At 37.0% G+C, this 15,248-nt stretch carries 18 protein-coding genes; 13 read left to right on the top strand and 5 right to left on the bottom strand.

What is annotated here, in order from left to right:
• Positions 1-236 precede the first annotated feature (236 nt).
• On the top strand, positions 237-452 hold the full coding sequence (locus MHI57_RS22105) for a hypothetical protein (protein ID WP_340978196.1): 216 nt from the start codon (positions 237-239) through the stop codon (positions 450-452).
• Positions 453-542: 90 nt separating this feature from the next.
• Entirely contained in the window at positions 543-794 is a 252-nt protein-coding gene (locus MHI57_RS22110; RefSeq protein ID WP_340978197.1) for a hypothetical protein, read from the top strand.
• 260 nt (positions 795-1,054) lie between these two features.
• On the opposite strand, the gene MHI57_RS22115 is transcribed toward MHI57_RS22110, so the two are convergent.
• Both MHI57_RS22115 and MHI57_RS22120 read right to left on the bottom strand, forming a co-directional pair.
• On the bottom strand, positions 1,055-2,287 hold the full coding sequence (locus MHI57_RS22115; RefSeq protein WP_095370091.1) for an aminopeptidase: 1,233 nt from the start codon (positions 2,285-2,287) through the stop codon (positions 1,055-1,057).
• A 198-nt stretch (positions 2,288-2,485) separates the two neighbouring features.
• Positions 2,486-4,579 carry a DNA topoisomerase III gene (locus MHI57_RS22120; RefSeq protein ID WP_095373503.1) on the bottom strand — a complete coding sequence of 698 codons (2,094 nt, stop codon included), beginning with the start codon at positions 4,577-4,579 and terminating at the stop codon, positions 2,486-2,488.
• Positions 4,580-4,890: 311 nt separating this feature from the next.
• Here MHI57_RS22120 and hutH point away from each other — a divergent pair, with 311 nt between their 5' ends.
• Positions 4,891-6,378: a histidine ammonia-lyase gene (gene hutH / locus MHI57_RS22125; RefSeq protein WP_307319365.1), complete on the top strand. Its 1,488-nt coding sequence runs from the start codon at positions 4,891-4,893 to the stop codon at positions 6,376-6,378.
• 52 nt (positions 6,379-6,430) lie between these two features.
• Here the strand turns inward: hutH and MHI57_RS22130 are convergent, their stop codons facing one another.
• Entirely contained in the window at positions 6,431-6,592 is a 162-nt protein-coding gene (locus MHI57_RS22130; RefSeq protein WP_224935434.1) for a hypothetical protein, read from the bottom strand.
• 95 nt (positions 6,593-6,687) lie between these two features.
• Here MHI57_RS22130 and MHI57_RS22135 point away from each other — a divergent pair, with 95 nt between their 5' ends.
• The 6 genes from MHI57_RS22135 to sinI all read left to right on the top strand — a co-directional run bounded on the left by MHI57_RS22135 (position 6,688) and on the right by sinI (position 11,398).
• Entirely contained in the window at positions 6,688-7,065 is a 378-nt protein-coding gene (locus tag MHI57_RS22135) for a DnaJ family domain-containing protein (protein ID WP_095370089.1), read from the top strand.
• Between the two features lie 206 nt (positions 7,066-7,271).
• Complete coding sequence (gene motA / locus MHI57_RS22140) at positions 7,272-8,060, top strand: flagellar motor stator protein MotA (RefSeq protein ID WP_095370088.1); 789 nt, start codon at positions 7,272-7,274, stop codon at positions 8,058-8,060.
• Positions 8,057-8,824, top strand: a complete 768-nt coding sequence (gene motB / locus MHI57_RS22145; RefSeq protein WP_095370087.1) for a flagellar motor protein MotB — start codon at positions 8,057-8,059, stop codon at positions 8,822-8,824. Before motA ends, motB begins: the two co-directional genes overlap by 4 nt.
• Before the next feature lie 116 nt (positions 8,825-8,940).
• Complete coding sequence (locus MHI57_RS22150) at positions 8,941-10,035, top strand: carbohydrate kinase (RefSeq protein WP_340978198.1); 1,095 nt, start codon at positions 8,941-8,943, stop codon at positions 10,033-10,035.
• A gap of 14 nt (positions 10,036-10,049) precedes the next feature.
• Positions 10,050-10,955, top strand: coding sequence for a pseudouridine-5'-phosphate glycosidase (locus tag MHI57_RS22155; RefSeq protein ID WP_095370086.1), 906 nt, complete (start codon positions 10,050-10,052; stop codon positions 10,953-10,955).
• 317 nt (positions 10,956-11,272) lie between these two features.
• Positions 11,273-11,398 (top strand): DNA-binding anti-repressor SinI, encoded by a 126-nt coding sequence (sinI, locus tag MHI57_RS22160; protein ID WP_157733760.1) that lies wholly within the window; start codon positions 11,273-11,275, stop codon positions 11,396-11,398.
• Between the two features lie 158 nt (positions 11,399-11,556).
• Here sinI and MHI57_RS22165 read toward each other — a convergent pair whose 3' ends face one another.
• Positions 11,557-11,877: a helix-turn-helix domain-containing protein gene (locus MHI57_RS22165; protein WP_095370084.1), complete on the bottom strand. Its 321-nt coding sequence runs from the start codon at positions 11,875-11,877 to the stop codon at positions 11,557-11,559.
• Between the two features lie 341 nt (positions 11,878-12,218).
• Here MHI57_RS22165 and MHI57_RS22170 point away from each other — a divergent pair, with 341 nt between their 5' ends.
• Together MHI57_RS22170 and map are read left to right on the top strand one after the other, a co-directional pair.
• The gene (locus tag MHI57_RS22170; protein ID WP_095370083.1) at positions 12,219-12,731 is read left to right on the top strand and encodes a type 1 glutamine amidotransferase domain-containing protein; all 513 of its coding nucleotides are present in this window, start codon (positions 12,219-12,221) and stop codon (positions 12,729-12,731) included.
• A gap of 117 nt (positions 12,732-12,848) precedes the next feature.
• Positions 12,849-13,595: a type I methionyl aminopeptidase gene (gene map / locus MHI57_RS22175; RefSeq protein ID WP_095370082.1), complete on the top strand. Its 747-nt coding sequence runs from the start codon at positions 12,849-12,851 to the stop codon at positions 13,593-13,595.
• A 44-nt stretch (positions 13,596-13,639) separates the two neighbouring features.
• On the opposite strand, the gene MHI57_RS22180 is transcribed toward map, so the two are convergent.
• Positions 13,640-13,867 carry a DUF1128 domain-containing protein gene (locus MHI57_RS22180; protein WP_095370081.1) on the bottom strand — a complete coding sequence of 76 codons (228 nt, stop codon included), beginning with the start codon at positions 13,865-13,867 and terminating at the stop codon, positions 13,640-13,642.
• A 149-nt stretch (positions 13,868-14,016) separates the two neighbouring features.
• Here MHI57_RS22180 and MHI57_RS22185 point away from each other — a divergent pair, with 149 nt between their 5' ends.
• Together MHI57_RS22185 and MHI57_RS22190 are read left to right on the top strand one after the other, a co-directional pair.
• Positions 14,017-14,367 carry a YtxH domain-containing protein gene (locus tag MHI57_RS22185; RefSeq protein ID WP_095370080.1) on the top strand — a complete coding sequence of 117 codons (351 nt, stop codon included), beginning with the start codon at positions 14,017-14,019 and terminating at the stop codon, positions 14,365-14,367.
• A 20-nt stretch (positions 14,368-14,387) separates the two neighbouring features.
• Positions 14,388-15,212: a YihY/virulence factor BrkB family protein gene (locus tag MHI57_RS22190; RefSeq protein WP_095370079.1), complete on the top strand. Its 825-nt coding sequence runs from the start codon at positions 14,388-14,390 to the stop codon at positions 15,210-15,212.
• The last annotated feature ends 36 nt before the right edge of the window (positions 15,213-15,248 follow it).

Genomic DNA, 15,248 nt, shown 5'->3' on the forward strand with positions numbered 1-15,248 from the left:
GATCAGCAAGTCACTCAGAGAGAAACCAGAACATGAGCGCTTCGCAAAAGGAGATTGCAGGTCACTCAGCAAGAAAACAAGAACTGAGCGCCATGCAAAAGGGAACAGCAAGTCACTCAGAGAGAAAGTAGAGAGTGAGCGCTTTGCAAAAGGAGTTAGCAGGTCACTCAACAAGAAAACAAGAACTGAGTGCCACGCAAAAGGGAACAGCAAGTCACTCAGAGAGAAACTAGAGCATGAGCGCTTCGCAAAAGGAGTTAGCAGGTCACTCAGCAAGAAAACAAGAACTGAGCGCCACGCAAAAGGGATTAGCAAGTCACTCAGAGAGAAAGCAGAGAGTGAGCGCTTCGCAAAAAGAGTTAGCAGGTCACTCAGCAAGAAAACAAGAACTGAGCGCCGCGCAAAAGGGAACAGCAAGTCACTCAGAGAGAAAAGAGAGAGTGAGCGCTTAGTAAAAGGAGTTTGCAGGTGACTCAGCAAGAAAACAAGAACTGAGCGCCGCGCAAAAGGGAACAGCAAGTCACTCAGAAAGAAACCAGAACATGAGCGCTTCGCAAAAGGGATTAGCAAGTCACTCAGAAAGAAAAGAGAGAGTGAGCGCTTCGCAAAAAGAGTTTGCAGGTGACTCAGAAAGAAAACTAGAACTGAGCGCCGCGCAAAAGGGAAAAGCAAGTCACTCAGAGAGAAACCAGAGCATGAGCGCTTCGCAAAAAGAGTTAGCAGGTCACTCAGCAAGAATACTAAAACTGAGTGCTTTGCAAAAGGAGTATGCAGGTCACTCAGAAAGAAAATAAGAACTGAGCGCCACGCAAAAGGGATTAGCAAGTCACTCAGAGAGAAACCAGAGCATGAGCGCTCCGCAATAATCTGTTCCTCAAAAAGCAATATTACTTAGAGTAGTAGGAATAACAATAATGTATGATTCACAAAAAACAGAATGCTCAGGGGGCGTGCTTGCTCATTCACAAAAGATATTGTATCCCCAAAAAATCACGAAAAGTAGACCCAAACGCTAACGTTTGGGTCTGAAGAGTGCTCACGCAATATTTCTTTGTTAAAATGCCCAATCCCCTTTACGGAATACTGGCTCTGTTGTACCATCTTCAAGGATACCGTCAATATCCATTTCAGAGGAACCGACCATAAAGTCTACATGGGTGATGCTTTCGTTTAATCCGTTTGTTTCTAGCTCTTCACTATTCATTTTTTTGCCACCTTCTACACAGAAGGCGTAGGCGCTGCCGATAGCGAGGTGATTCGATGCATTTTCATCAAATAATGTGTTATAGAAAAGAAGGTTTGATTGAGAAATTGGTGATTGAAATGGTACAAGCGCGACTTCACCCAGATAATGAGAGCCCTCATCTGTCTCAACTAGTTGTTTTAAAATTGCTTCGCCTTCCTCAGCTTTATAATCAACTATTCTTCCATCTTTAAAAGTAATGGAGAAGCGGTCAATAATGTTACCACCATAACTAAGTGGTTTTGTGCTTGCGACAGTGCCATTTACACCATATTTATGTGGCACTGTGAACACTTCCTCTGTTGGCATGTTTGCCATGAATTCATGACCGTTTTCATTGACGCTTCCAGCACCAACCCATAAATGTTTTTCTGGTAATTCAATCGTCAAATCTGTTCCTGGTGCGGTGTAATGTAATTTTTTATAACGTTTTTCGTTTAAGTATTCTACTTTTTCATGCAATGTTTGATCATGATCTTTCCATGCTTGGATAGGATCATCTAAATCAGTTCGTGTTGCTTTAAAGATAGCATCCCATAGTAAGTTGACTCGTTCCTCTTCTTTTGCGTCAGGGAACACCATATTCGCCCAAGCTTGAGAAGGTGCGGATATTACTGTCCAACTTACTTTATCTGTTTGCACAGCTTTACGATATTTTGCTAATGCTTGACCTGATGCTTTTTGGAATGTGCTGATTTTCTCAGGGTCAATTCCTTTCAGTAAGTCAGGGCTAGAAGAGACAATCGCAATAAAAGCTGCTCCGTTTTCTGCTAATTCTTCCGTTTCACGCGCACGCCATTTCGGATACTCTTTAAAGGAATCAATCGGTGCTAATTCATACTTTGTACGAGAAACAATATCATCATTCCAGTTCACAATAACTTGATCAGCACCAGCTTCATAAGCATTTTTTACAATTTTTCGAACCAATTGGGCAGAATCAATAGAAGTATTGATGACTAATGATTGACCTTTTTGAATATTGACACCCACTCTAACTGCTAATTCTGCATATTTGTCGAGCTTTTCTTCAAAAGTACTCATACTATGTACACTCCCTTTGTCAAAAACTTCTTACTTATTGTAACTTTTCTATAGGAAAAAAGAAACTTTTTATCTTTATGACAAGATAGAGGGAAGAACTACACGGTTTACATGGTAAAACATAAGCAAGAAGTTGTTCATGATATAACAAAAAAACTGCCAAAACAGCAAGATTCTTACTGGATTGACAGTGTATGTTTACTCTTTATCTTCCATTGCTTGTTTTAACAAGTCACCAAGGCTCGTACCGAATTGATCATTTTTAGCAGAGTATTTCTGAACAAGCTTTCTTTCTTCACGTTTATTGACTTTTTGTTTCTTATCTGCCGCTTTTTCAACCACATTACATTTGCGACATTGGAAGTATGTGCCAGCTTTCCCGTTGTGAACTTCCATCTTTTTATGACATTGAGGACAACGACGATTAGAAAGCTTTGGATCTTTTCTTTTTCTGAAGTTACAATCCAGACTCGAACAAACGAGGATTTTCCCATCTTTCGTATTCCGTTCTTTTAAGAAAGAGCCGCATTCAGGACATTTCGATCCGGTTAAGTTATGGGCGCGGTAAGATTTATCACTTTTCTTTACTTCGGATACTATTTGCTTCGTTTGTTGTCTAATTTTCTTTAGAAAGTCATCACGTTTTGCTTTTCCATGTGCGATGGCTTCAAGTTCTTTTTCCCACTTAGCTGTTAATGCTGGGGATGTTAATTCATCATTTACAAGATCCATTAACTGCTTTCCTTTTTGGGTGGAATGAAAGCGCCCGTTTTGTCTTTCTACTACTTCTGATGAGATAAGTCTTTCGATAATTTCGGCACGCGTTGCAGGTGTACCTAAACCAAATTTCTCCATCCCTTGTAACAGATCGGCTTCACTTAAGCGAGCAGGGGGCTCTGTTAATTTTTTTATCGTCTCGACTGTATGAACTTGCAGCTGTTTCCCTTGTTGTAACTGATTCAACGCAGTCTTTGAATTTTGTTCATTCGTAGATGAATGGAGCGTTTTAAACCCTAAGTCAATGATATGGGTTTCTTTAGCTACGAACGTTTCACCAGCTATATCTAACTTTAATAGTACACTTTCATATTGATATGGCGGATAAAATAAAGCAAGGAATCGCTTAGCAATGATATCAAATAATTTTTTCTCATCTGTTGATAAATCACTGAGATGTACTCTTTGTTCCGTTGGTATGATAGCATGATGATCCGTCACTTTACTATTATTAAATACCTTTTTGGCTAGTACCTTACCCTTTTTCGCAAGCAAAGGTTTTACTTCTGTACTATAAGAACCAGCAATTGCCTCTAATCTTTCCATCATTGTACTTTCCATATCGCTTGTTAAATAACGAGAGTCTGTACGTGGATACGTTACGATTTTATGTTGTTCGTATAATTTTTGCAGTACAGATGATGTTTTTTTAGCTGAGAAGCCGAATTTTTTATTGGCATCGCGTTGTAGCTCAGTTAAATCATATGGAAGTGGTTGTGCTTCACTTCTTTCTTTCCGAGTAATCGATTGCACTGTTGCTTTTGCTTTTGCTGTTTGTTTTTTAATCGTTTCAGCTTGATCACTATTAAAGATTCGTTTCTCACCATTGTTTTCCCATTCTGTTTCTAATACGCCCACTTTTGCATGAATCATCCAATAATCCTGTGGGGTGAATTTCTGGATTTGTTTCTCACGATCCATAATAAGGGAAAGCGTTGGAGTTTGCACTCTACCAGCAGAAAGAGGTTCTTGATACTTCGTTGTTAATGCACGTGAAATATTTAATCCGATGAGCCAATCTGCTTCAGCTCTGCAAACAGCAGAATCATATAAATTTAAAAAGTCTTTCCCTGGTTTAAGGTTTTTAAATCCTTGTTGTATTGCTCGATCGGTGACAGATGAGATCCAGAGGCGGTGGATTGGCTTTTTCCATTTAATCTTCTCTAAAATCCATCTAGCAACTAACTCACCTTCACGCCCAGCATCGGTTGCGATAATAAAGTCTCCTACATCATTTCGCTTGGAAAGATGCTCGACCGTTTTAAATTGATGACTTGTTTGCTTCATTACCTTGATGCCCATTTTATCAGGAATAATTGGCAGGTCTTCTAGTTTCCATTGTTTGTATTTGCTATCGTAATGTTCGGGCATCTTGAGTTCTATTAAGTGACCAAGCGCCCATGTAACAATATAATGCTTGCCTTCTATATAGTTTTTATGCGACTGATTGCATCCTAATACTCTGGCTATTTCTCTGCCGACACTTGGTTTTTCGGCTAATACTAATGATTTCATATTTTCTCCCTTCCAAAAAAAACAATCTCCTAAACTAAAGGGTCGTTAATTATTATAGCGGAAAATGGAATGAATTTATATGGGTTGCTCTAGTGCTTTATTTTGCTAACATGGTAACCAGGTAGAATATGGTAAAAATCAATTGACATGAGTAAGCACCGCTTTATAATATAGATATAAGACAGATCAAATAGGTGAAGTATCATGAACGTAAATAAGAATAATTTTATTTTAATAAAAAGACCCAAGTATCATTTCGGTGATACTCGGGTCTTTTCTTTATTTTGCTAATGTGATAAGGAGGTAATAAGATGATTGAATTAACAGGGGAACACCTGACGATAGAGCAAGTGAAAGCGGTGGTCTTTCACGGAGAAGAAGTTAATATTGCCCGTATGAGTATAGAAAATGTAGAAAGAAGTCATATGGCTGTAAAGAGAATAGTTGCGGAAGGTAAAACTGTATATGGGATTACGACTGGTTTCGGAAAGTTTAGTGATGTTCATATTGATCGCAAACATGTAGAGGAGTTGCAGATCCATTTAATACGCTCTCATGCATGTGGAGTGGGTGAGGAGTTCTCAGAGGAGGTCTCTCGGGCAATGTTATTGTTAAGGGCTAATGCGCTTATAAAAGGGCATTCAGGGGTTCGTCTTGCATTAATTAATAGACTACTTACTTACCTTAATCAACGTATTCATCCTGTCGTTCCTCAGCAAGGATCCTTAGGTGCGAGTGGTGATTTAGCACCACTATCCCATTTAGCACTTACACTAGTTGGTGAAGGTGAAGTCTTTTTCAATGGACAAAAACAAAAGAGCGCAGAAGTACTACAGGCATGTGATCTTACTCCGCTGACTTTAGAAGCAAAAGAAGGTCTTGCGTTGATTAACGGTACGCAAGCTATGACCGCTCAAGGAGTTATCGCCTATATTGAAGCAGAAAACTTAGCTTTTGAAAGCGAAAAGATTGCAGCTATATCGGTAGAAGCATTAAATGGAATAATCGATGCATTTGATCATAAAGTACATGAAGCTCGTGGTTATCCTGAACAAATCGCAACAGCAAAACGAATGAGGTCATACTTAAGTGGTAGTAAGTTAACTACTGTTCAAGGAGAAATGAGGGTCCAGGATGCCTACTCTATAAGATGTATTCCGCAAGTGCACGGTGCTACTTGGCAAGCACTTAACTATGTGAAAGAAAAGCTCGAAATTGAAATGAATGCTGCAACAGATAACCCTTTAATCTTTGATGATGGAGAAAAAGTAATTTCAGGCGGGAATTTTCATGGTCAACCAATTGCGTTAGCTATGGATTTTTTGAAAATTGCGGTTGCTGAGTTAGCGAATATATCTGAAAGAAGAATAGAAAGGTTAGTTAATCCACAACTCAATCAATTGCCCGCTTTTCTTAGCCCAGAACCGGGGCTGCAATCAGGTGCCATGATTATGCAATATTGTGCAGCTTCACTCGTGTCAGAGAACAAGACACTGGCTCATCCTGCTAGTGTTGATTCTATTCCTTCTTCTGCTAATCAAGAGGATCACGTAAGTATGGGAACGATTGGTGCAAGGCATGCCTATCAAATCATAAAAAATGTAAATAAAGTTATCGCAATTGAATTGATTTGTGCTATGCAAGCGGTTGAATTTAAGGGAATAGATAAAATGGCTAATCATACCCGCTCACTATATGAACAAGGTCGAACAATTGTACCAACAATTAACCAGGATCGTATTTTTTCTAACGATATCGAAAATTGCACAGAGTGGCTAAAAATTAAAGCTTATCATTAACTTTTTTTATAAAAAAGGCTGTAAGCCCTAAGGTTACAGCCTAATAAAAATATTAACGGTTTTCACTTTGTTCAATGCGATTTTTAAAGGCTTCTTGAACGACTAAAAACTCCTCGTCTTCTTGAGCTTCAGTTGATTTTTCTTTTTGATATTGTTCATTAAACGCACCTGGATGCTGTTTGTTCTTATGATTAAAATGTTTACCTCTTGACATAGTGAATCGCTCCTTTCCATTTTATATTTCCCTTCATTCGTTAGGGATATGTAACTGTATGGAGTATAATAAGATGAAGATGAGGTGATAATTTAATGGATTTATTCTCAATTTTAGCAGAAGAGAAAATCAAACAAGCGCAAAGACAGGGAGAGTTTGCTCATTTAAAAGGGCATGGTAAGCCTTTACCGAAAGATGAACTAAGCGGGGTACCAGAATCTCTAAGAATGTCTTATAAAATAATGAAAAATGCAGGATATACAACAAAAGAAATTGATCTTAGGAAAGAGATGCTAACAATTGAACAATTAATTGCAAGTTGTGAGAATGAAGAGAAAGAAGGAGAACTAAAAAAAGAGCTGAATGAAAAGAGGTTAAAATTTCAAGCATTGTTATCAGAAAGAAAAGTGGCAACAAACACACAAATTTTCAAAAATTATGAACAGAAAATCGAAAACAAGCTTTTTAAATAACCATACAAAAATGATGCTATTCATTCATTTTTGTGTGGTTTTTTTATGTATATAAACACAAAAAGACAAATAGGATAAAAGACCTTATTAAGTTACTTCAATTACATAGAAATATGTCGAAATAAAACAAAGAAACCAGTATCTGATAAAAAAGTAATGAGTAAAAAGTTTTGAAGTAAGTATTTTTTGAAGTAGGTGTGATAAGGATGGATAAAACAACTTGGATAGGTGTCATATTAGGAATTATTGCAGTTGTGTTAGGTATGTTTCTAAAAGGAGTAGGACTGGGTGTATTAGTAAATCCCGCTGCCGTTATGATTATTATCGTTGGAACAGTAGCGTCTGTTTTAATCGCTTTTCCAGTCTCTGAAGTGAAAAGAATACCTAAAATAATGAGCGTCATATTCAAAGAAAGAGAGACATTACCGATGTCTCAAATTATTAGCCAATTTGCTGATTGGGCTCAGCTTGCACGAAAAGAGGGGTTGTTATCATTAGAAGTAAGAATAAATGAAATCAATGATCCCTTTTTGAAGAATGGTTTATCACTAGCAGTGGATGGACAGAGTGCCGATTATATTAGAGACGTATTAAATGAAGAAATTGATGCAATGGAAGAGCGCCATCAATCGGCAGCGCAAATATTTTCTCAAGCAGGAACATATGCCCCCTCACTAGGTGTATTAGGTGCAGTAATTGGATTAATTGCGGCATTAGGAAATATGAGCGATATTAACGCTTTAGGTGAAGCAATAAGTGCTGCATTTGTGGCCACGATGTTAGGTATCTTTACGGGATATGTATTGTGGCATCCATTCGCAAATAAGTTAAAGAGGAAATCTAAAATAGAAGCTAAACATAAGAGGATGATGATAGAGGGGATTTTATCTATTTTGGAGGGAGAATCTCCACGTGTGATTGAACAAAAACTATCTTCCTACTTACCAGGAAAAGAAAGAAAAGAATTTCTAGATGAAGGAAGCAAAGAATCATGACTAGAAGGAAGAAGAAGAGTCACGAAGATGAGCATGTTGATGAATCCTGGTTACTGCCTTATGCGGATTTACTTACATTATTAGTTGCTTTATTTATCGTCTTATTTGCTTCTAGTGCAATCGATGTTCAAAAGTTCCAAAAAATGTCCACAGCTTTTAATGAAGTTTTTTCTGGAGGTAATGGTGTAATTGATTTTCCTAGCCCAATGCCAGAAGGAAGTATGGCCCCTCAAAAAAAAGAAAGTGTGTCAGCTAGTCAATTGTCTGGTCTATCTGATGAAGAACAAGATACTGAGGAACTTAAAAAGTTAAAAGCCAAAGTTGATCACTATATTATAAGTAATGATATTACTGATAAGTTTGAAACGGAGCTTACAACTGAAGGCCTGCTTGTGACGATTCGAGATAATGTATTATTCTCTTCAGGTAGTGCAGAAGTGAGAACTAGAGATATACAAACAGCAGAAGAAATCTCTGATCTACTTGTGATGAACCCTCCAAGAAATATTATTATTAGTGGCCATACGGATAATATACCGATACGAAATGCTAATTTTGAGTCAAACTGGGAACTAAGTGTAATGAGAGCTGTCAATTTCATGAAAGTGCTTTTACATAATCCAGAGCTTAATCCTGAATGGTTTAGCGCCAAAGGGTTTGGTGAATATAAACCTAAAGAATCGAATGAAACGGTTACGGGAAGAGAAAGAAATCGTAGAGTAGAAATTTTAATACTTCCGAGAGAACTGACAACCAACAGATAAACTTTGAGAAAGTTTATCTGTTTTTTTATGAGAAATAGTATAGCTATAATTAGAATTTGCAGAAATATCAAACTATTGTTTATAATATAGACAAATGTTCTCAGGAGGGGGAGCCATTGAATGAAAAAGAGCAGCAAATTTTAAATTCCATAAAAGATAATCCTTATATTTCACAGTCTGAGCTAGCAGACAGCTTAAGCATTTCTCGTTCTACCGTCGCAGGCTATATTTCCTCTCTTACAAAAAATGGCTATATATTAGGTAGGGCTTATATTTTACCAAAGCAACCATCTATTTTATGTGTGGGCGCTGCCAATATTGATAGAAAATTGCAAGCTGTGGACGGCTTAGAGGAAGGGACATCGAATTCTGCGAAAACTGAACAATCAGGAGGAGGGGTAGCAAGGAATATCGCGGAGAATTTGGCTAGACTTGAAATGTCCGTTTCTTTATTATCTGCTATTGGTGAAGATCACGAAGGTATATGGTTGTTAGATCGCCTAAAGCCACTAGTAGATACAACACCTTCGATAATTATACCTACTTGCCGAACAGGAACTTATACAGCAGTGTTGGATAAAAAGGGAGAAATGAAATTAGCATTATCTGATATGGGAATTAACGATGACCTCGATGTGGAGATAATTGAATTACGATGGGGGTATTTTACTTCGGCTAAAATGGTTGTTCTAGATACGAATTTCCCAAGTGTTATATTGACAAGAGTAATAGAAAAATGTAAACAATTCAACACACCATTATGTATTACAACAGTATCTACATCGAAAATAAAAAGACTCCCTGCTCAACTATTAGGTGTGAGTTTTCTTATTGCCAATAAAGATGAGGCAAGTTTGCTTTCAGGAGTAAAACTTACAAGTGAAGGAGATTACTTTAAAGCATGTGAAATCATTTTAGCAAAAGGTGTAGAAAGAGTGATAATAACGAGAGGGGAAAATGGCCTTGTTTTCGCCACACAAGATGGAGAGGCAGGAGCTATTATGCCCCCTTTTGTTCATGTCGTTGATGTAACAGGTGCTGGAGATGCCTTAGCATCAGGAATTATTTATGCACATCATAAAGGAATGCATATAGAAGATGCTTGTAAAATAGGAATTATCTGTGCAAGTGTAACGCTTACAAGTAAGGAAACGGTTCATCCACAATTAAACCCAAAGAAACTACAACATGCCTTTCAAGAATATTTTTAGAGGAGTTGTTACAAATGAGAAAAGATTGGTTAGATTACTCTGATGAGGTGATCGAAGCAAAAAAACAGTTAAAACCAATTGTCGCACTAGAATCAACAATCATCTCTCACGGTATGCCTTACCCTCAAAATGTACAAACAGCCAAAGAAGTTGAAATGATTATCAGGGAGAATGGGGCAATCCCAGCAACCATTGCTATTATAGAAGGTAGAATTAAAATCGGACTATCAGACGCAGAACTTGAACTACTTGCAACGAACGATTCAATTATGAAAGTTAGCAGAAGAGATTTTCCCTATGTCATTGCAGCGAAGAAACATGGAGCGACAACTGTTGCTGCCACGATGATTTGTGCAGAACTAGCTGGGATTGAAGTTTTTGTAACAGGTGGTATTGGTGGTGTCCACAGAGGGGCAAGTGAAACAATGGATATATCAGCCGATTTGCAGGAATTAGCAAAGACAAATGTCGCTGTCGTTTGTGCCGGTGCTAAATCGATTCTGGATATTAAATTAACAGCTGAATATCTAGAAACATATGGTGTCCCAATCATCGGTTACCGTACAGATAAGATACCCGCTTTTTATACGAGAAAGAGCCCGTATAATGTCAATATTCGTGTAGATGAGATAAAAGAGATTGCTGAAATGATGAAGGTAAAGTGGGGACTAGGCTTAAATGGAGGGCTAGTTATTGCTAATCCAATACCAGAAGCAGATGCTATGAATGAACTGGAAATGAATGAGATGATTGATCAAGCTCTTGTTCATGCAGAAGAAGAAGGTATCTCAGGGAAAGAGATAACACCATTCCTCTTATCTATGATTAAAGAATTAACCGGTGGTAAGAGCTTGGCAGCCAATATTGCATTAGTTAAGCATAATGCCGAAATTGGGGCAAAACTTGCTATGCAATTATAATTCAAGATATAAAAGTATCCAATTTTAAAAATCAAAGAGGAAGCTGAACATCAATCAAACTTTTAAAGGAGGAATTGATGTTCGGTTTTTTTATTTGTAGGTATTTTTTGACTCAAAAGTTCCGATTTTTTCCTCTATTCTACAAGTTTCATTATACACTTGTCGTTTTTTGATTGAAAATGAAGAAAAAAATTAGCAGATTTTAGAATGAACTAGTAGTAAAATGTAAATATCTACAATAGTCTGAAAATAAAGCGGGATTTATTGCAAAATAGGACTAATTGAGAATATGCTTCAAGTCTAAAGGGGGATTTAATTTGGAAAGGTCTTTAGTTATAGAAACACTAGATGAAGAATGGCTTGCCCTTATTGAAGAAGCAAAACAATTAGGTTTAAATAAAGAAGAGGTGAGAATTTTTCTACAAGCTAAAGAAGAGGAATAACATGACATTGAGGCCTCCGAATTAATGAGCTTACAAGATTATGGTTAAAATGGAATAAAAAAAATATAAGAAGAAAAAAACCTCCGATAAACGCGAAGATTATCGGAGGTTTCATTCATATCTCTTTTTATCTTTATAGATTCGTTTGTAAGCTTGTCTTATTTATTTCTAGTCTTCCACTTATTAAAGTCGAGAAACTCCCGAAATTCTTCTTTTGAAACCCCAGATTCCATCGCTTCTTTGACTATATTTATCCAATCAGTATCTAATTCTTCTTTATTAATTTGATCATGGATAAGGTGATCAACAGGTACATTGAGTACAGCTGCGATTTTTTCGAGGAATTGAATGGAAGGGTTCGTTTGTAAATTTCTCTCTAATGAGCTTAAGTAGGATTTAGCTACTCCTGCTTGATCTGCAAGCTCTGATAAAGACATTTTTTTCTCTTGTCTTAATGCTTTGACTCGATTACCAATCATCACGTTCACCCTATCTATCTTTGTTGTTAACAGTATCATATCAAAAAAAGAGAATCCAACCGCTTATGTCCGTAAATTGTAATCGCTTAGTCTTTTAATTGTAATAAAAAATTTTTAATCATTACATTACGGAGCTGCCGATATAAATGAGACTGTATAAACTGAATAGATTGAATTCTTACCGTTCTAAAAGAATTTTAACAGAAAATAAATATCAAGTATAGTTGTAGGGCATGTTTTCTTTAATATATTAATTAACATACATATATGTTTTAAGGGAAGACTTTCAGGGAACGGACATAATATAACCAACAATATAAACCATAAAGGAGAGATAGTAAATGAGTAAAAAAATTGCTTGTCTAATTACCGATATGTTTGAGGATTCTGAGTATACAGAACCAGCAAAAAGTTATAAGGAAGCAGGACATGAGGTTATTACAATTGAATCAGAGGCTGGTAAAGTCGTAAAAGGGAAGCAAGGAAATGATCAAGTGACGATTGATAAAAGTATAGATGATGTGAACGCAGATGAGTTTGATGCTCTCTTTATTCCAGGTGGATTTTCTCCGGATATGTTAAGAGCAGATGATCGCTTTGTTCAATTTACGAAAAAGATGATGGATGCGAAAAAACCTGTTTTTGCTATTTGTCATGGACCACAATTATTAATTTCTGCTAAAACATTAGAAGGTAGAGGAGCTACAGGCTATAAATCGATTCATGTAGATATGGAATATGCAGGAGCTAAACTTCAGGACAAAGAAGTAGTGGTTTGTCAGGATCAACTTGTGACGAGCCGCACACCTGATGATATTCCTGCCTTTACAAGAGAGTCTTTAAAATTACTCTGATAATTTAAGAAAAGCAATCGTTGCATGATTTTTGTAAAACTTTTCATTCAGCGCTAATATTAATAAGTAGAGTATAATAACTTTTAATATAACAGTGACTGAAAGAAGGTTTTGCTATTGATCGTGTTGAAATCACCTAGAGAGATTGAAAAGATGCATGAAGCAGGTAAGGTACTTGCTGAATGTCATAAAGAGATTGCCATGAGAATTAAACCGGGTATAACTACATGGGAAATTGAAGAATTTGTTGATGCCTATCTGAAGAAAATAGGGGCTACACCTGAGCAAAAGGGCTATCGCGGGTATGAGTATGCTACTTGTGCCAGCATTAATGATGAAATTTGTCACGGATTTCCGAGGAGGGAACCATTAAAATCAGGCGACATTGTAACGATTGATATGGTGGTCAATTATAATGGAGCTCTTGCAGATTCAGCTTGGACGTACGGCGTTGGAGAAGTGAGTGAAAAGGTATCTACCCTATTAGATGTCACAAAGGAATCATTATATAAAGGAATTGAGCAGGTGAAGATAGGCAACCGAATTGGAGATATTGGTTATGCGATTCAACAGTTTGTTGAAGAGAAAGGATTTTCGGTAGTAAGGGAATTTATTGGTCATGGGATAGGGGCAAGCATCCACGAAAAACCGGATGTTCCTCATTTTGGCCTCCCTCATAAAGGACCGAGAATAAAAGAAGGTATGGTATTCACCATTGAACCAATGGTGAATACTGGAATGCATCATATGAAGATGGATCAAAATGGCTGGACTGCGCGAACAGTTGATGGTGGTTTATCAGCTCAATATGAACATACAATTGCAGTCGGTAAAGATGGAATCACGATTTTAACTGAGCAATAAAACAAAAAGCAGCTGCAAATCATGCAGCTGCTTATAATAAGGACTTATTTATTCTTGCGCAAGTTTCCTAATTCTTCAGCGATTGCTTGCATTTCATTAGGACTGAAATGATTTTTTTTCATCACTAAATCGTAAATATCTTTTAGTTCTTCGTACATTTCTTCGTCAAAATGAGAAGATTTAATGGCGCCAATATTTAATACTTTTAGTTTTTCCTTGATTTTTTCGATCATATAATCGACATTTTCAGTTGATTTCTGTGATAAATTCACTTGATTTCCCCCCATAATACATCAGTAGTATAATCTTTCCATGGTTAAAGTGAAAAGTCAACCATTGATAGGTGCAAAGCTTGCATGTTTTTAGAGAAAAAAAGAAAATAAAGTATAGGTAGATTAAAAAGAATAAAGGAGTGAGGAAAATGGGAAAATCATTGTTTTGGAAAGGTGTTGTCCTTGGAGCGGTAGCGGGCGGTGCGCTCACGATGCTAGACCGTGATACAAGAGAAAATGCAAAATCTAAATGCAGAGAAACGACAGAAAGTGCAAAATATTACATAAAAAATCCCGATGAAGCCGTTCAACAAGTGAAAGGTGTCTCTTTAAAAGTTAGAACAGCAGCCCAGCAGATCGGTGAAGATGTGGCTTTCTTAACGACCACAATTGAGGATATTAAAACAAAGGCAATTGAAACAAGAGAAGCCTTAAATGACCCTAAAAGTGAAGTAGAGGTTTCAGAAGCGACGTTAGAAGGGAATGTTAGGAATAACTAACAAGGTTTGGGGGATCGCTGATGAAACAAGTCACTACTTTTGGAAAGGAACTATGGGAGCAAATAGATAAGGATGATGTTTTCGGCGTAGCTGCACAATTGGCCTACTTCTTTCTCCTATCACTTTTTCCATTATTAATTGTTTTGATATCATTGCTGCCTTATTTACCGATTACTCAAGAGGATATATTTGCTATCGTTAGAGATTTCGCACCAAAAGAAATTATGTCATTATTGGAAGACAATTTGAGTGCCGTCACAACGAAAAATGGGGCTCTGTTATCAATTGGTATTATCGGTACATTGTGGTCCGCGTCCGCCGCGATAAATGGCATTATGAGGGCTTTTAATAAGGCGTATGATGTCGTTGAAAGTCGATCATTTATTGTTGCAAGAGGCATTGCTATGCTTTTAACTATTTCTATGGTTTTTGTTTTCTTAGTAGCATTATTATTACCTGTGTTTGGGAGACAAATTGGTCTATTTATCTTTGATGCATTTGGATTGACTGAGCAATTTTTGAGCATATGGAATGCACTTAGATGGCTGGCGAGTCCGCTTATCATCTTTATTATCTTTAGTGGACTGTACTGGTTTGCTCCTAATAAGCGTTTAACGAATGTGACAGTTATCCCAGGTTCACTTTTTGCTACAATTGGCTGGATTCTATCTTCCTATGCGTTTTCATATTATGTGAGTAATTTTGGAAATTACTCGGCCACATATGGGAGTATTGGTGGAATCATTATATTAATGATTTGGTTTTATTTAACGGGTATTATTATTATGATTGGTGGAGAAATAAACGCATTGTTAAATAAATACAGCAAAGTGAAAAACACATAGTAAAAGTTACCTGATTGTAAGGTGCATCAATGGACA

The organism is Cytobacillus sp. FSL K6-0129, assembly GCF_038007625.1.
In the GTDB taxonomy this organism is placed as follows: Bacteria; Bacillota; Bacilli; order Bacillales; family Cytobacillaceae; genus Cytobacillus; species Cytobacillus kochii.

What these genes read in the sequence shown, in the direction of transcription:
- MHI57_RS22105 (WP_340978196.1), top strand. Translation starts at nt 237, where the DNA reads ATGAGCGCTTCGCAAAAGGAGTTAGCAGGTCACTCAGCAAGAAAACAA.
- MHI57_RS22110 (WP_340978197.1), top strand. Translation starts at nt 543, where the DNA reads ATGAGCGCTTCGCAAAAGGGATTAGCAAGTCACTCAGAAAGAAAAGAG.
- MHI57_RS22115 (WP_095370091.1), bottom strand. Translation starts at nt 2,287, where the DNA reads ATGAGTACTTTTGAAGAAAAGCTCGACAAATATGCAGAATTAGCAGTT.
- MHI57_RS22120 (WP_095373503.1), bottom strand. Translation starts at nt 4,579, where the DNA reads ATGAAATCATTAGTATTAGCCGAAAAACCAAGTGTCGGCAGAGAAATA.
- hutH (WP_307319365.1), top strand. Translation starts at nt 4,891, where the DNA reads ATGATTGAATTAACAGGGGAACACCTGACGATAGAGCAAGTGAAAGCG.
- MHI57_RS22130 (WP_224935434.1), bottom strand. Translation starts at nt 6,592, where the DNA reads ATGTCAAGAGGTAAACATTTTAATCATAAGAACAAACAGCATCCAGGT.
- MHI57_RS22135 (WP_095370089.1), top strand. Translation starts at nt 6,688, where the DNA reads ATGGATTTATTCTCAATTTTAGCAGAAGAGAAAATCAAACAAGCGCAA.
- motA (WP_095370088.1), top strand. Translation starts at nt 7,272, where the DNA reads ATGGATAAAACAACTTGGATAGGTGTCATATTAGGAATTATTGCAGTT.
- motB (WP_095370087.1), top strand. Translation starts at nt 8,057, where the DNA reads ATGACTAGAAGGAAGAAGAAGAGTCACGAAGATGAGCATGTTGATGAA.
- MHI57_RS22155 (WP_095370086.1), top strand. Translation starts at nt 10,050, where the DNA reads ATGAGAAAAGATTGGTTAGATTACTCTGATGAGGTGATCGAAGCAAAA.
- MHI57_RS22165 (WP_095370084.1), bottom strand. Translation starts at nt 11,877, where the DNA reads ATGATTGGTAATCGAGTCAAAGCATTAAGACAAGAGAAAAAAATGTCT.
- MHI57_RS22170 (WP_095370083.1), top strand. Translation starts at nt 12,219, where the DNA reads ATGAGTAAAAAAATTGCTTGTCTAATTACCGATATGTTTGAGGATTCT.
- MHI57_RS22185 (WP_095370080.1), top strand. Translation starts at nt 14,017, where the DNA reads ATGGGAAAATCATTGTTTTGGAAAGGTGTTGTCCTTGGAGCGGTAGCG.
- MHI57_RS22190 (WP_095370079.1), top strand. Translation starts at nt 14,388, where the DNA reads ATGAAACAAGTCACTACTTTTGGAAAGGAACTATGGGAGCAAATAGAT.